At 69.8% G+C, this 16,456-nt stretch carries 8 protein-coding genes; 4 read left to right on the forward strand and 4 right to left on the reverse strand.

Features of this window, described 5'->3' with window-relative positions:
• Positions 1-83 precede the first annotated feature (83 nt).
• Entirely contained in the window at positions 84-1,790 is a 1,707-nt protein-coding gene (locus KEG38_RS27900; RefSeq protein ID WP_272422967.1) for a hypothetical protein, read from the forward strand.
• Between the two features lie 227 nt (positions 1,791-2,017).
• Complete coding sequence (locus KEG38_RS27905; protein ID WP_272422968.1) at positions 2,018-6,265, forward strand: GAF domain-containing protein; 4,248 nt, start codon at positions 2,018-2,020, stop codon at positions 6,263-6,265.
• A 340-nt stretch (positions 6,266-6,605) separates the two neighbouring features.
• Here the strand turns inward: KEG38_RS27905 and KEG38_RS27910 are convergent, their stop codons facing one another.
• The gene (locus tag KEG38_RS27910) at positions 6,606-10,130 is read right to left on the reverse strand and encodes a WD40 repeat domain-containing serine/threonine protein kinase (protein ID WP_272422969.1); all 3,525 of its coding nucleotides are present in this window, start codon (positions 10,128-10,130) and stop codon (positions 6,606-6,608) included.
• 182 nt (positions 10,131-10,312) lie between these two features.
• Between KEG38_RS27910 and KEG38_RS27915 the strand changes: the two genes are divergently transcribed.
• Complete coding sequence (locus KEG38_RS27915; RefSeq protein WP_272422970.1) at positions 10,313-11,668, forward strand: dicarboxylate/amino acid:cation symporter; 1,356 nt, start codon at positions 10,313-10,315, stop codon at positions 11,666-11,668.
• Here the strand turns inward: KEG38_RS27915 and KEG38_RS27920 are convergent.
• Positions 11,573-12,007 carry an acyl-CoA thioesterase gene (locus KEG38_RS27920; protein WP_272422971.1) on the reverse strand — a complete coding sequence of 145 codons (435 nt, stop codon included), beginning with the start codon at positions 12,005-12,007 and terminating at the stop codon, positions 11,573-11,575. The genes KEG38_RS27915 and KEG38_RS27920 overlap by 96 nt on opposite strands.
• Positions 12,008-12,151: 144 nt before the next feature.
• On the opposite strand from KEG38_RS27920, the gene KEG38_RS27925 reads away from it, so the two are divergent.
• Positions 12,152-12,661: a MerC family mercury resistance protein gene (locus tag KEG38_RS27925; protein ID WP_272422972.1), complete on the forward strand. Its 510-nt coding sequence runs from the start codon at positions 12,152-12,154 to the stop codon at positions 12,659-12,661.
• 314 nt (positions 12,662-12,975) lie between these two features.
• Here KEG38_RS27925 and KEG38_RS27930 read toward each other — a convergent pair whose 3' ends face one another.
• Positions 12,976-13,692 (reverse strand): hypothetical protein, encoded by a 717-nt coding sequence (locus tag KEG38_RS27930; protein ID WP_272422973.1) that lies wholly within the window; start codon positions 13,690-13,692, stop codon positions 12,976-12,978.
• 440 nt (positions 13,693-14,132) lie between these two features.
• Positions 14,133-16,382, reverse strand: a complete 2,250-nt coding sequence (locus tag KEG38_RS27935) for a DUF4215 domain-containing protein (RefSeq protein ID WP_272422974.1) — start codon at positions 16,380-16,382, stop codon at positions 14,133-14,135.
• Positions 16,383-16,456 lie beyond the last annotated feature (74 nt).

Raw genomic sequence — 16,456 nt, forward strand, 5'->3', positions numbered from 1 at the left:
GGCCTTCCGGGAACTCCGCACAGCAAGCTGTTGTCGCGCTCCGAAGACCAGCCTAAGCCAGGCACAACGAGAGCGAGATACCCATGCGCAAGCTCTTCCCCCTGTTTCTTCTCGTCGCCATGGCCGGATGCAGCGCGAGCGCCGCGTCCCCCACCCCCGGCCCCCAGACGCCCGCGGACACGGGCAAAGAACCTCCCACCCCCGACACTTCGAAGACGCCCCCGCCGGACACGACCGCAAAGGCCGAACCCAAGACGAAGCCCGACGAGGCCAAGCCCGCCGGCGGTGCCAAGGCGGCCTACCGCGAGGAGGAGCTCGCCGAGCCGAAGTTCGATCTCGTGATCACGCCCCTGCCCGCGGCCCCGAAAGGCCTGGCCGCGGCGCCCAAGGCCTGCGACGCGTTCGTGAAGAGGAAGCCCGCGGCCACGCCCGTGTGCGCCGAGCGGGCGCAGGCGCTCGAAGCCCTCGACAAGGCCCTCGCCGAAGGAAACGCGGACAAACGGGACGCGGCCCTCGCGGGCCTGGAGTCTTGCGGGGGCCTGCCGCCGGGCCTCACACGCGCGCTCCGCGCCGAGCTCGCGCCTACCGCGTGCGCCGACGTGATCCTGGAGCCCGTGATCGCCGCGCCCCCGAAGGGCATCGACGGCGGCGTCTACACCACGATGCGTGGCCTCGCGACGGCAGCCCGGCTCTCGCGCGCCGGTGACGCGCCCCCCAAGATCCAGGCGCCTTACGACAAGAAGAAGCTCGTCGCGTTCATCAACGGGCCCATGAAGGACTGGGTCGCCGAGCAGGCGACGGCCATCCAGGCGCTCTCGAACGAGGGCGCGGGCCTGCGCTACTACGCGCGTGGCGTCGCGGCGATCGAGGCCGGCATGGCCGATCTCCGGCTCGTCGAGGCCGTCCGCGCGGTGCCGCTTTCGCCCGAGCTCGCGAAGGATCCCGAGGCCCGGAACATCTACTACGCCGAGCTCGATCAGACGCTCGACCCGCGCAAGGATCGCGGCCGCGACGCCGTGCTCGTGGGCCTACGGGACCTCGCGGCCGTGGGCGTCTTGCGCGACGCGCGCATCGATCGCGCCCGCGCGCTGCTCTCGCGCCTCTACGGCGGACGGCGCATCGACGCGCTCGACGGGCTCGTCGTGCCGCCGCTGCCGAAAGCCGCGCCCGCGGACGCGACCGAGCGGCTCGCGACGAAGCTGCCCACGTTCTACGCAGGCCAGCTCCTGCCGAAGGACGCCGCGACGAAGCCCGGCGTGCTGCGCGCCCTCCTCGAGCGCGGCGTGCCGCTCCCGTACCGCGCCGCGTTGAAGAACGAGAAGCTCGCCGATGACACGCGTCGCATGTATGCGCGTGCACGCGTCGAGCTCGGCCGCGTCTACCTGCGCGCTGTCGATTTTGATCAAGCGGCGGCGCTGTACGCGGGCCTGCCCGAGGGAGCCCGGACGGACGAGGACGCATTTTTCGCGGCGCTCGTCGCCGCGTTGCGCAACGGGCCGGAGGACGCGGCCACGATGGTCCGATCGGCGCCCGTGTCCATGCTCGGCATGGGGCAGATCGCCGGCCTCGACGCGGTCGCGAAGGCCAAAGGCCCCTTCGCGGGCGCCGCGGCCTTCGACGCCGCGCTCATCAAACAGATCACGGCCCCCATCGGCGCGGACACAGCTTATTTCCGCGATGTCGCCGCGCGATTCCGCGAGGCCGCCTCCCTGCTCACCGACGCCGCCCAGCGCAAGACCGCCGAGGACCGCGCCAAGGCCGCCGAGGCCACGGCGAGCGCCATTCACTGAAGCGCTTTCCCTCCCAATTCTGTCCTACCTCCGCCAAAGCCGTCCCCACGCGAATTTGAGATGATTCGCGGGGGGCGAAAACGATTACGCACGCCAGCACCGTTGACGCGACGTTGACGCGAGCGTGACGGGCTCGATACCGTACGAGTCCTCCTCGCTTACACGCAAGCCCACAGCTCGCCTGTGATTGGGTCGAACAGCGCGTGGTGCGGCCCAGGAAACATTTCGTGGAATCGACAGCGTCCCACCGCAATGCGACGCCGCCCGCCGCGGCACACCCGAATCACGCAGCGTTCCTCCGTCTCGAAGGCGCGATGCTCCGCGTCGCGGCCGGCGGCGCGCCCGAGTTGGTCCTTGTGGGCGGCGGCACCCACGCCGCGCGCGCGGAGCTCCTGCGCTCGTTCTGCGAGAGCGCGATCGGGCAATGCACGCTCGTACTCTCCGGCGAGGGCAACCTGACCCACGCGGGCGAACCCTACGGTCCACTCGTCACCGCGCTCCGCCGCGTCGCCCCGACGCTCGGCCAGGAGCCCGGCTCCCTCGGTCCGCTGCTCCGCCAGCGCGCCGAGGAGGCCATGCTCGGCAACGGCCGGCTCTTGCTCGACCTCTGCCCGGCGCTCGCCTCCTTCGTGCCGGACGATCGTCTCGCCGAACCCCTGCCCCCCGCGTTCGCCGACGAACGCACGACCACGACCCTGCTCCGCCTGTTCGCAGCGCTCGCCGTGCCCGAGCGGCCCATCGTGCTCGCGCTCTCGCACATCGACGCGGCCGACGCCGCGACGTTACGCCTCCTCACGCGCCTCCTGCAGAGCACGGAGTGCCGGTACTTGCTGATCGCCGCCACAATCTCGGACGGCGCGCAACCGGCCTGGAAGGAGACACTCGGGCCATGGCTCCAGACGAGCAACGGGCCCCGCGTCGACACCCTTCACCTCGACCCGCAGGACGACGCAGAGACGAAGGCGAGGCGCGCCGCCGTCGCGGCCCTCCCGGAGCCAGCGCGCCTTGCGCTCGCGGCCGCCGCTTGCCTCGGCCCGACGGCCGATCTCGAGGTCGTCGCGGCCGCGCTGGGCACGACCCCAGACGAGGCCGCCGCGCGCCTCGCGCCTGCCGAAGCAGCCGGTCTCCTCGGCCGCGAGGGCGCCGCGTACGTCTTCGCCAACGCGCTCACCGCACACGACCTCCGGCGCGAAGCCACGAAAGGCGACCCCGCGCTCCTCGCGGGGATCCACCTGCGCATCGGCGCGTTTCTCACCCGCGGGATGGGCGAGGACGAGCCGAATGCGCGGCTCTACGAGGCGGCCGGGCACATCCTGCTCGGCCGAGCCGTGATCTCGAGCGCGACGCTCACGGCCCGGGAGAGGGCGCGGCTCTGCACGCTCACCTTCGCCGCCGCCCGGCGCGCGCGGGCCGCGGGAGCTTCGAGCGTCGCGGCCGACTACCTCGGCGCGGCGGGCGAGCTGCTCGAAGGCCACGACGATCCCGCGGAGATCGCGCCCGACCTCGCCTGGAAAATCCTCCTCGCGCAGGCCGAGTGCGCCGCCAAACGCGGCGATCGTGACGCGACCGAATCCCGCGTCGCCGAGCTCCGGCAGCGCGCCCGAAACGAGCTGGAAGGACAAACCGCGTCGCGGATCCTCATCGATCTGCACGCCGGCCTCGGCGAGCACGAGCAGGCGTATGCCTGCGCCGCGTCCTGCCTCGTGCCCCTCGGCGTGCGTCTGCCCGAGCGGCCGGGTCCCGATGACGTCGCGGCGGCGTTCGAGGCGACCTGGAACGCGCTCGGGGACCACGCCATCGAGGAGATCGCCGACCTCGAGCCCATGACGAACCCCGAAACGCTCGCGGCCATGGCGGCGCTCTTCGCGGTCCATCCGTCGGCGCAAGCGCTCGGGCCGGATGTCGCCGACATCGTCGCCTGCCACCTCGTCCGGCTTTCGCTCCTCCACGGCAATGCGCCCGCGTCGGTGGTGGGGCACGTCGCGTTCGGCGCGGCGCTCGTGGGTCGTCAAGGCGATCACCGGGGCGGCTACCGCTTCGGCAAGGTGGCCATGGATCTCGCCGAGCAGATGGGCTCGGCGCTGCTCCAGGGCATCGTCGGCGCGTGCTTCGCCACGAACATCTCCGTCTGGACGCACCACCTGCGCGCGAGCATCGGCTATTCGCGGCGCGCCCACGCGGCCGCCCTCTCCTCCGGCAACACCCCGTGCGCGCGGCGCAGCGGCGCCCTCGTCGCGCTCTTCATGCTCCTCAAAGGCGACCCGCTCGACGACGTCGCCCGCGAGGTGCGAAACCACGAGGAGGCGCGGCGCGATCCCCACGATCCCGAAGGCATCGGCGAGCTGCTCGACGCGATCGAGCGATTCGTGGGACAACAAAAGGGTCGCGCCGCGCCGCCGCCCACACGTCGCGAAGAGCTCACGCCCGAGCCGAACCTCGGCACCCGCCGCCCCCCGGCCCCGATGCGCTTCGGCACCCTCGCGCGGCGCGTCCTCGATCTCGGCGCCCTCGTCCTCGCCGGCGAGAACGACGACGCGCTCCACGCGAGCGCATCCCTCAGGGCCCACGCCCCCGCGTTCGCCTCGCAGGTCCTCCTCCCCGAAGAACGGTACTTCGCGGCCCTCGCCGAGGCCGGCCGCCGCGCGCCCGCGACGCTCGCGGCCCGCCTCTCCACGCTCGACGAGCTCGCCGCCGACCTCGAGCGCTGGGCCGACCGTTGCCCCGAGAACTTCCAGCACAAGCACGCCCTCGTCCTCGCCGAGCGCAGTCGCCTCGCCGGCCGCGACGTCGACGCGATGCGCCTCTACGACCAGGCCATCGCCGCCGCCCGCGACAACGGCTTCACCCACGGCGAGGCCCTCGCCGCCGACGCTGCCGTGCGGTTTTACCTCGACCGCGGCTTCCCCACGATCGCCGCGGCCTACCTGCGCCTCGCGCGCGCCGCATACGCCCGCTGGTGCGCGGGCGGCAAGGTCGAGAAGCTCGATCGACGCTACGCCAAGCTCTTCGAGGACGCGGCCACGGGCACGTCGAAGCCCCCGCTCCGCGGCGCATCGAGCCTCGACATCGACGTCCTCGCCGCAGTCCAGACCGCGCACGCCGTCTCCGAGGAGATCGTCCCGCAGCGGCTCATCGTCACGCTCATGCGCATCGTGATCGAGCACGGCGGGGCCCAGCGCTGTCACGTGCTGCTCGCAACGGAGTCCGGCGATCTCTCCCACGCAGGCCGGGCCCTCGTGACGTCGCAGGGCCTCGACATCGAGGTCCCCGGCGGCCGTGCCCGCGAGCTGTCCACGCTCCTGCCCGCGTCCGTCGTCGGCTACGTCCGCCGCACACGCGAGCCGATCCTGCTCGACGACGCGACGGCCGAGCCGATGTTCTCGGCCGATCCCTACATCGCGCGCGCCCGCCCGCGCTCGGTCCTCTGCATCCCCATCACGAGGCAAGCCGAGCTCATCGGCATCTTCTACATGGAGAACAACCTCGTCCCAGGCGCATTCACGCCGCGGCGCCTCTCACTGCTCGAGTTCCTCGCCGCGCAGGCCGCAATCTCGCTCGATCACGCCAAGCTCTACGCCGACCTCGCCCGCGAGAACACGGAGCGGCGGCGCACCGAGCAGACGCTCCGTCGCAGCGAAGAGCGCATGCGCCGTCTCGTCGAGATCGCCGGCGTGATCCCCTGGGAGGCCGACGCCGAGACCGAGCGCTTCACCTACGTCGGTCCGCAAGCCGAGGAGGGGCTCGGCTGGCCCACGAGCGCCTGGTACAAGGCAAACTTCCTCCGAGACCACGCGCACCCCGAGGATCGAGACCTCGCCCTCGCAGCCTTCACCCGCGCCTCCGCCGACGAGAACCCCGGCGGTGTCGAGTACCGTCTGCGCACCAAGGACGGCCGCGCCGTATGGCTGCACATGGTCGTGAGCGTCGCCGAGCGCGAAGGCGGGCAAAGGCTCCTGTCAGGCTTCTTCTTCGACGTGACAGCGCGCAAGCACGCCGAGGAGACACTGCGCGAGCAGCTCGAGATCATCCACCGCCAACGCGAGGACATCCGCACCCTCTCCACGCCGCTGCTCGACGTGTGGGACGGGGTCGTGGCCATGCCCGTGCTCGGCGCCCTCGACGAGTCCCGCGCAGCACGCGCCATGGACGTCCTGCTCAGCACAATCACGCAGCGCACCGTGCATTGCGCCATCCTGGACCTCACAGGCGTCGCAAGCGTCGACGCAGTGACAGCCGAGCACCTGCTCCGGATCGTGCGCGCCGTCGAGCTGCTCGGCGCACGCGCACTCATCGTAGGAATCCAGCCCGAAGTCGCACGCACGATCGTCTCCCTCGGCATCGGCCTCGGTCGCGTCGAGACGCGCGCCACGCTGAAAGACGCGCTCCAAACCCTGCGGCTCCCCTCCCCACACGGCATGCGCGCCGCGGAGAAGAATCCGCGGCGGCTCGCAGCGCTGGGGCGCATGCCCGAGTGAGCGTAGCGCCCCCCCGGGGTTTCACCCCGGACCCCGACCAGGGGTTGTCCACCCCTGGACCCGGACCAGCCAGGGGCTGGACCCAGGGTCGATGAACTGCGCGATGCGCAGTTCATCGAACAGGCCGAAGCAAGACCAGCGACGGGCTGGCCAGCCAAGACAGCGGGGCTGGCGTGTCTGCCGAGGGTGGGCAACACCGCTCGTGGTCTTGCCACGGGCCCGTCGTAGAAACTGCGCATCGCGCAGTTTCTACGCCCTCGGTCCAGGCCGTGCCTGGTCCGGGGTGCAGGGGGCGGACAGCCCCCTGCTGGGGTGCGGGGCAAAGCCCCGCGTCCCCCTCTCACGGCACGAGCATGTTGCCGGTGAAATGCTCGACCGTATCGGGCACGGATCGGGCGATCCATGCGCGGAGTGCTTCGGGCTCGCGGGGCAGATCGTCTGGCCAGACTCGCACGGTGCCGTCTCGGCCTACGGACACGGCCCAGCTTCCGTCGGGTGCGATGTCCACGTCTCGCACGACACCCTCGTGTGTGCCGAGCACGCGACCCTCGCCGATGGCGAGGTCCCAGAGCCGCACGGTCTTGTCGTCGCTTCCCGTCACGAGTGCCGCTCCGTTTGCCGCGAGCGCGAGCGTCCGGATTGGACCGTTGTGGCCACGGAGCACGCTGCGAATCGTGCCTGTTGCGACGTCCCAGACTCGCACCGTCGCGTCTTCGCCCGAGCTCAGCAGCGTCTTGCCGTCCGGCGTGAATGACAAACCGACGACACGGTATCCGCTTGCGTCGTAGGTCCGCGGCGTGTCGGCGCCCTCGTCCCAGAGCCGTAGCTTGTGGTCCAGACAGCCCGTCGCGAGCACCTTGCCGCTCGGTGAGAATGCGACCGACTCGACGGCTTCTTCGTGACCGCTGAGCACGCGGCTCTTGCCTGTGGCGAGGTTCCAGATGCGCGCAGTCTTGTCGTGGCTGCCCGTCGCGAGCCTCGATCCATCTGCGGAGAATGCGAGCGTGAGGACCGACGCTTCGTGCTTGCCGATGGCGCGGATCTCGCCGGAATCGACGTCCCAAAGCGCCACCTCACCCGTCGTGTGGCCGATTGCGATCGATGCGCCGTCGGGGGAGAACTCGATCACCGGCGCCCGCGCGCCCTCTGTGTGACAGGCCCGGATCTCGTGCCCTTGTGTGTCCCAGAGCCGGATCGTGCCGTCCTCGCCCGCGGTGGCGAACACGTCCCCGCTTGGGGAGATTTCTGCGTGGATCACCCGACCCACGTGCCCTGTGAGTGTCACGGGTGACCCGCTGCCATCGCCTCGCGTGGGCCAGAGCTGCGCCACGCCGTCGGCTCCGGTGGAGAGCACGTGATCGCCTTCGGGTGAGATCTCGACCTCGAATGCGGTCCCTTCGTGCTGACCGATCACCCGGCCTGGCGTCGTGTCGAGTGGGAACACGCGCGCCGTGCCGTCCACGCTTGCGACGACGAGACGCGTCCCGTCGCCCGAGAACAGCACGTCCGACACGTTGTCGCGCATCCCCACGAACCGGCGCCGCTCTCCGGTCGCGAAGTTCACGAGCCGCGCTGCGTGATCGTTGCCGCCGTACGCGAGCATCCGCCCGTCGGAGGAGAACGCCATCGCGAACACCGAACCGTCGTACGTCGGCAGCGTCGTCGCGGAGCCCGTCGCGAGATCCCAGATTCGGATCGTTCCATCCAGCGCGGCGGTCGCGAGACGTTTGCTGTCGGGCGCGAAGGCGAGCCGCAGGATGGCCGAGGCTTGCCCTTCGAGCTTTCGCGGGATGTCCCTCTTCTGGATGTCCCACAGCCACACGGTCCCGTCTGGACCGCCGACCGCGAGCATTCGTGAATCTGGCGAAAACCCCATCGGGAATCGCGGCACCTGCTGGGCCGTCGCGTCGTGCACGCGCATCTCGGGCAGCGTGAAGGACTCCCCGCTCGCCCGATCGAACAGCGTCAGGATGCCGCTGTCCCCTGCGGTCACGAAATGGCGCTCGTCCGGCGAAAACGCACCTTTTCGGTTGATGTTCGCGTTCGACGCGAGGATGCGGTGCGCGCCCGTCGCGACGTTCCAGGCTCGCACGGTCCCGTCGCCGGCATGGCTCACGATCTGTTTCCCGTCGCGCGACGGCAGGGCGACCTCGATGGGGCGCGTGTGCCCGCGCAGCGTGGAGATCGTCACGCCCGTGAGCGCGTCCCAGATACGAATCGTCCGGTCCTTGCCCGTCGTGAGCACCCGCTGTTCGTCCGGGAAAAACGCCACGACCCAGACCTCGTCCTCGTGCCCGCGGAGCTCGATCGACTGGCCCGTCGTGAGATCGTAAATGCGCGCCGTGTGATCGTCGCTCGCCACCGCGAGCCGTTTCCCGTCCTTCGAGATATCGACCCGATTGACGGCCCCTTTCTGATCCCGCAGCACCTGCGCCGGCCCGTGCACCCACGCATCCGCGGCCACGACCCGCGCCGAGCTCCACTGATCGAACGTCGTCGACAGCGTCTTCAACCACGCGAGCGCCTCGTTCGGATCACGCAGCACGGCCGCGCGCGCCTGGACCAGCGTGAGCACGTCGGCGTGCGCGTGGGCTCGTTGCTCGGCTTCCACCGCTTTTTTGCGCGCCTCCTCTGCGACCGCGTGCTCCCGCGTGACGCGATCCCGCTCCATCCAGACCTTCGTGACGAAGAGCCCCGCTGCCGTCACGAGCACGCAAGCCGCCGCCGCCGCCACGGACAGCGCCGCGCGGTGCCTCCGCGCGAACCGCCATGCCTTCTCGCGGGTCGTGTACTCGTGCACGCCCACGAGCTGCCCCGCGAGAAACCGCCGCAGATCCTCTGCCAGCGCCTTCGCCGTCGGGTACCGCGCGGCCGGCTCCCGGGCCATCGCCTTGTCCACGATCGCCAAAAGATCCAGCGGGATCCCGCGCTGCATGTTGGGCAGCGGCGTCGGCGGGCCTTCGAGCACCCGCTGCAGGATCTTCATGCCATTCACGCCGGCATACGGCGCGCGCCCCGCGAGCAGGTGATACAGGATCGCCCCGAGCGCATACACGTCCGCGCGCTCGTCCACGGGCTCGGCCGCCGCTTGCTCGGGCGGCATGTACGCGGGGGTCCCCATCACCGAGCCTACGAGCGTGATCCCGTCGCCGAACGTCTGGGAGACGGGGGCCTCGTCGTCATCGCCCTCGGCGCTCGGGGTTTGCGTCACCTCCACCACGGGTTCCGACAGGTCCTTCCCGAGACCCCAGTCGATCACGAGTGTCTCGCCGTGTGCGCCGACGAGCACGTTCGCGGGCTTCAAATCACGGTGGATGATGCGTTTTTCGTGCGCGTATGCGACCGCGTCGGCCACCGCGAGCACGTGCGTGAGCAGCGGCAGGCGCTCGTCGAGCTTGCGGGCGCCGTCGATGATCTCGGACAGGGGGCGCCCGGAGACGAGCTTCATCGAATAAAATGGTTCGCCTGTCGGCCAGCGCCCGGCCTCGTAGACCGGCACGATCGACGGGTGCTGGAGCCGCGCCGTCAAGAGCGCCTCGCGCACGAACCGATCCTCGGCGGCGGTGCCGGTGTCGATCAGCTCTTTCAGCGCCACCCGCCGATCGAGCCTCTGGTCGCGCGCCGACAGCACCCGCCCGATCCCGCCCTGCGCGACCTCGCACTCCACCGCATAACACGACCGGTCGACGAGCGGCAGCCGCGCCGCGCTCCACCGCCCCGACGACGGCACGTGTGTCGTGAGCCCCGACGGCGCCTGGCCCATCGAGAGCGTGTTCGCGGTGTCGTGCGTCCGGGGCGCGCTCGTCGCGGGTTCACCTCGCTCCGCCTCCCCCTCCCCCGATCCTCGCGATGGCTCCCCGTTCATCGCCCGATCCTCTCCACGACTCGCCGCAAAAACATGGGCGAGCATGGCACCATGCTAGCCGTCATGCATGGGGCTCACCATGACAATTGACGGCGCTCCGGACCCGCGTGAAGACAGTGGGGGCCATGGGGGAGCAAAAAAGCCGCGCTGGGGCGCAACCTAACAAACGAATTCCACTCTACGTGCGCGTGCTCTCCGGTGTCGTCCTCGGCATCGTGCTCGGGCTCGCCTTCCGGGAGCAAAAGTATCTCTTCGGCAGCATCGGCAACGCCGAGCTCGGTCGCCTGGGGCTGCTCGTGGTCAAGCTCCTCAAGGCGCTCGCCGTTCCGCTCGTGTTTTTCGCGATCCTCGACGCGTTCGTCAAGACGGACATTTCCCTCCGCAAAGGGACGCGTCTCATCGTCATTTGCGCGATCAATGCGACGGTGGCGCTCGGCATCGGCCTTGCGATCATGAACGCTTTCACGCCGGGCCGGCACCTCGCGGGCACGCTCGCCGAGCTTTATCGGCCGGGCGCCACGCCCACGGACGCGGCGGCGCAGGAGCTCCTCGCGGCCTCGAAAAAGGGAAGCCTCGGCCTCCTCGACAACATCGCGAGCTACGTCCCGCGGAGCCTCGTCGATCCATTCTCGGAAAACAGCGTCATCACGGTCGTCCTTCTCGGCCTGCTCGTGGGCGTCGCGCTGCGGCGCGCGCGGGCGCGGGGGGCCGAAGGGAGCATGTCGGTGGTCGAGCAGGGGATCGGCGGGATCTATGCGATCCTCGTCGAGGCGCTCGATATCGTGGTGGGCATCGTGCCGTTCGGGGTGCTCGGGGTCGTCGCGGACGTCGTGGGCAAGGCCGGACTGCGGGTCTTCGCATCGATCTGGATCTTCCTGGTCACGGTGCTCGCGGCGATGGCGCTGCATTCGCTCGTGTATTACCCGCTCGTCGCCTGGCTCGTCGGAAAAAAACCGCCGCGCGTCTACCTCGGAATCGGCGCGGACCCCATCTTGACGGGGCTCTCGACGAATTCGAGCCTGGCCACGGTGCCCGTCACGCTCAAGGCGCTCGATCGCATGGGTGTATCGCCCGCGTCGTCGCGCCTCGCGGCGTGTATCGGGACGAACCTCAACAACGACGGCATTCTCCTTTACGAGGCGATCACGGCCGTCTTTTTGACGCAGGCGATGGGGATGCCGCTCGGGCTCGGCAGCCAGGTCACGATCGGGCTCGCGTCGGTGATGGCGGCGGCGGGGATCGCGGGGATTCCGGAGGCGGGGCTCGTCGTGCTGCCGCTCGTGCTCGCCGCGGCGGGGCTGCCGGACGCCTTGATCGCCACGGCCATTCCGCTCGTGATGACGGTCGACTGGATCATTGCCCGCCTCCGCACGGGCGTGAACGTGATGAGCGACATGCTGGTCGCCGTGCTGCTCGACGTGGGCGACGGGGAAAAAAAAAGCTCAGGCGCCACGCCCGAGGGCGGCGGGGAAGGCGTCGCGGATCTCCTGGGGAATCCGGGTGGGTCTCTGGGTGGCGGTCGCGACGAAAGCCCATGACGTGACGGCGCGAACGACCTCGACGCCGTCTCCGGCGCGCACGAGGCGGGTCTTGCGCTCGCACGTGGCGGCGCCGAATTTCGTGACGTGGGTGCGGACCTCGATGCGATCGCCCTCGAACACGGACGCGAGGTAATCGATCTCGTGTCGCCGGACGACGAATACGGCGCCGGCGCGCAGATACGCCGCCCGGTCCCAGCCGACGGCCTCGGAGTGGGCCTTCGCCGCGTCCTGCACCCAGCGCACGTAGACGACGTTGGAGACGTGCCCGAGCTCGTCGATGTCGTCGACCGCGGCGACGACGGGGAACACGTATTCTTCGGAGGAGACGGTCGTCATGGAGAGCGAACCTTCCGCGGACGGCGACGAAAAGCAACCGCCATCGTCGTGGGCTCCGCTTTCCCCTCGATTTTCCGGCTCCCATGTTTCATCTCGCGCCCCTGACGGCATTGCATCGACGGGTCCCGGGGTCATGATCGGATCGTGGACCCACGAACGAGCCTGCCCGAGCACACCGAGAAACATCACGAAGGTTGCTGCGGAGGCCACCATCACAAAGCGCGGGCCACGAAGCCCGGCCGCTCGTCGCTCCTCGGCGTGGTCGTTCCGGTGCTCGCGTGCGCCGTGTGCCCGACCTGCCTCGGCGCATGGGCGCAGGCGCTCTCGGCGGTCGGCGTCGGATTCGTGGTGACGGAGACGCAGCACGTCGTTTTGCTGGTCGCCGCGGTCGTGATCACGCTCGTGGTGAGTGTCCGTCGTTATGCCCGCTCGCGGCGCACGGGCCCGCTCGCGCTCTCGCTCGCCGGCTCGGCCGGGCTCGTCGCGAGCCACGTGCTCGGCGAGATTCAGGTCCTCGCATGGGCATCGATTGCAGTGCTGATCGCGGCGTCGATCTGGCAAGAGCGCGCGCGGCCACGCACGTCGAACCGTGGGAAGGTTCCCGAGCCGCGGCGCGCAATCCGAGGCGTCGAGGTCCCGGCCGGCGTGGACTGAACACGCTCGCTCGCGCGCCGCTGCCTCGACGCCCCAGGCACCGGCCGTCCACCTGCCCGACGCCGCCTCGGCCGCGAGGCGCGTGCCGCTCTCCCGCCGATGCCGACCTCCGCCGCCAAGCCCGTTCTTGCCGCGGCGTCCGTCCCTCCCTTGGGTGACGAGCTCACAAATTCACGGTTGCCGAGGTCGCCCTCGCCAGCCGTGGCGACGCTGATCCAAGTTGCACGGCGCACTTTCAGCGCCGAGGGGGTCGTCGTCGAGCTTGCGGGCGCGGACACGCGCCTCCGAGGGTGGTGCTGTCCATGCGACGGGCTTTATTTGGGCGAACGAGGCGGAGCGTTCACCTTTGCGGGCGCGTCCGATACGCCCTCGGCGCGATGCACCTCGGCGAGATCATCGAAGATCTCAGGCATCATCGCGGTCTTGCCGAGCGGCTTCAGGATCCCCTCGACGATCAGTTTCGTGGCCGAATAACGCCGCAGCCATTTGAGGCGAGCCGCCTCGGTCTCCGGCGTGGCCTCCCTGCGATCCACGCGCGCCTTCCGCACGCCTTCATTGAGCGCAGCGAGCGCGTCCCTCGCGGCCGCGACGTGATATGCCCAATTCGCGTACTCCGGCAGGTTCGCCTTGTGCTTCTCGATCGCGGTGAGCGCATGGTCGAGCGCCGCGACGAGCTTGACGGGCCTGCGCCGGAGCACAGTGCTCATGTTCTCGTGGTGAAGGATGTCCGCCACGATGGCCTCGCCCTTCTCTCGCGACTCGGCATACGCCACGAGCCGCCGCAGCGCGCCCTTGGCGTTACCCACGACGTCCGGCTTCCCCTCGACCACCTTGTACGTCACCGCATCGAGCGCACCGGCCTTCTTCAGCACGACTTCCATCGTGTCCGTCTCCACCGCGAGCCGATCCGCGGTGAGCTTGACGAAGCTGTTCGCCTCGGGGTCGAGGCCGATGACGAGCGCGAGGATCTGCGCCACGGCAAACCTGCCATAGGCGAGGGTTTCATATTGATCGATATAGGGATCCGCCACGCGGGAAGCATCGGGCGAGAGGGGCTCGACGGGCAAGTGTTTGGCAAAAATGTACGGACGGCTGGTGGAGAGCGCGACCGCCCTCCGCGCGGCGGCTGAGCAGGAAGGCGCTTCGCTGGGGCTTTGCCCCAGGCCCCAGCAGGGGCTATCCGCCCCTGCACCCGGGGCCTGCGCAAGCGCTGGACCCGGGGTCGATGAACTGCGCGATGCGCAGTTCATCGAACAGGCCAGGTCAAGACCAGCGACGACCCTGCCTGCCAAGACCGCGGCGCTGCCCTTTCGACTGGCGACGCGGTCCAACGGGCCCGTTGGAAGAACTGCGCGTTGCGCAGTTCTTCCACCCCGAGTCCAGGGCTTGCCCTGATTCGGGTCGAGGGGCGAACAGCCCCCGCGGGGTCCGGGGCAGCGCCCCGGCGCGACGCCTCGCGATACGAGCGCGCCTACTTCAGCACCTGCGCCACTGTGACCCAGTCGCGCAGATCGTCGGGTACGCTGTAGACGATGAGGAGCGCGCCGGCGCTGTCCTCGGCGGAGGCGAATTGCCACGGAGGGCCTGACCCATCGAGGCGCCTGGCGTCGCCGAAGAGCCACGTGCGCGGCGCGGCGACGGAGCCGCCCATCGTCAGGCGAACGAGGCTGGCGTCGTTGTTCCCGTCCACCTCGAAGAGCCAGAGGGCGTCGGTCGAGATGCTTTGCAGGGAACGCCCTCCGAGAGATGCATGAGCCTGTGACAGCTCCACCTGGGACCACGTGCTGCCACCGCTTTCGCCGCGGTGGATCACCACGGCTCCGGTGCTCGACGACGTTTGCGTGAGTAGCAGCGTGTCCGGGGCGAGTACCTCGACTGCGCTGGGCTCGTTGCTGGTGGAGGTCATGAATGTGGCCCCCGTGTCGTGGAAGGACCATGCCCCGCCGGGCGCGGGTGCGACGGCGCAGCGCGCGGACACGGCATCGCTCGCATCGGTCCCCGTGATGCAAACTCCGAGCGGGCCACGCGGCCCGGGCGACACGAGCACCGACGATGCGACGCTCAGACCGGACGCCGCGACGAGGTCGACGGCCGGGCCAAACGAGGCGCCGCCGTCCGTGGATTCAATGGTTCCAGCGATTTGCGTCAACTTGCCGTTGACGACGCAACGCTGGCCTGCGGTGACTTGCAGGTGGCTCCCCTCATGGTGCAGGTGTACGCCCGTGGCGTATATCGCCTCGAGGCGAGGCGAACGCCACCGGAAGGTGCAGTCGCTCGCGCCCGGCTGCGACAGGTGCAGCGAGCCGGTCGTTTTCCATGTCATCGTCCCAGGTTCGCGCCGCGATACGAGCACGCCGTCCGGGATCGCCACCAGGGCAAGGAGACTGCCGTCGGGCGCATACATGAGCTCGAGAGTCCCGTTATCTTCAACCTCCACGCCGTGGGCGTTACCCTCCGGCAAGGTCTGGAACGTGGCGAGCGGGAAGGTCGCCCCGCCGTCGGTGCTCTCGGCCAACCAGAAACCTGTCGCCTCGAAGCCACCGACGAGCCCGACCGCCACGCGCGCGCCGTCGGCGGCGATGGCGCCGAGCTGCGCAAACGCCATGACATCCGGCGCGACGATGGTATCGGTCCAGGTGGCGCCGCCGTCGACGGTGCGCGCCACGTACGCTTGGTATGCCATGTTCTGGGCGAATCGATTGACCGTGCCCCCCACGAGGAAACGTCCCGTGCCATTGGAGGCGGCGGTGATGCCGAAGGCGTCGATCGGGAGGGGCATCGATAGCCCGGCGGGCGCGTCGAGGGTGCACGCCGCCGTGCATGTCAGCCATTCGCCAGGGGCCTCGGCCTCGCAGACCTCTCCTTGCTCGAGCATCCCATTGCCGCACGACTCGTCGGAGCTGCAGTCGGCGGAGCAGCCGTCGCCGTCGACTTGATTGCCGTCGTCGCACGCCTCCCCGTCATCGACGATCCCGTTGCCACACACGGCGCGCCACGGCGCGCAGTAATAACCCTCCGCCGCGCCATCCCAGCCCTCGTCCGCCCACAGGCACATGAATCCATCCGGGCAGCCGGCCTGCGGCGTGCAAGGCTCGGTGCACATGGTTTGCAAGAACGGATCGGTATCGAGGAGGCAGACGCCGCTCGCGCATTCGAACTGCGACCCGAATGCGCAACGCGTGCCACTGCAGCCGACGGGCCCGCATGAGTCGCCGAGCGGCGCGCCCGCGGGCGCCGGGCCTGTGCGCGTCGCGTGCACCCGGATGGTGGCGTCGCAGGTATGGCCCTCGGAGTCGGCGCCGTCGAGGGCGTCCTTGATTTCGGCGGTGAGGTTGTCTCCGCTGACCTCCAACGCGAGCGAGCGCGTGCGGAAGGTGTTGTTGTAATACCAAGCGTCGGGGCCCTGGAAGCTCGCCTTGCAGCCGGGTTGCCGTGCCGCCGAGTCCCAGTTCGTGTCGTCGAAATCGAGGAGATACGTCTCCCCGACGCGGCGGACGGCCATCGTGGCATCGGCGATTTCCAGGTCGCACGCCCCCTCGATCACCTCGATGGAGCTGACGGTGAACGTGCCCTCGAGCTCGCAGGTCCCCCCATCGGGCACGGGCTGATCGATATCGGGGTCGGGCGGGGGTTCGACATCGTTGCTCGAGCAGCCCGACACGAGCAAGGAAAGGGTTACGGCAAGCGTGTGCATTCGCCGGTGAAAGAAAGATCGGTGCATGGGTCTCCTCGGGACGCGGCGCCAGGCAATCGGTGTGCCATGCGGATGAGCGTCGAATCCGCGGGGGCTGGGCG

Origin of the sequence: Polyangium jinanense, from assembly GCF_028435265.1 — a bacterium.
Classification (GTDB): domain Bacteria; phylum Myxococcota_A; class Polyangia; order Polyangiales; family Polyangiaceae; genus Polyangium; species Polyangium jinanense.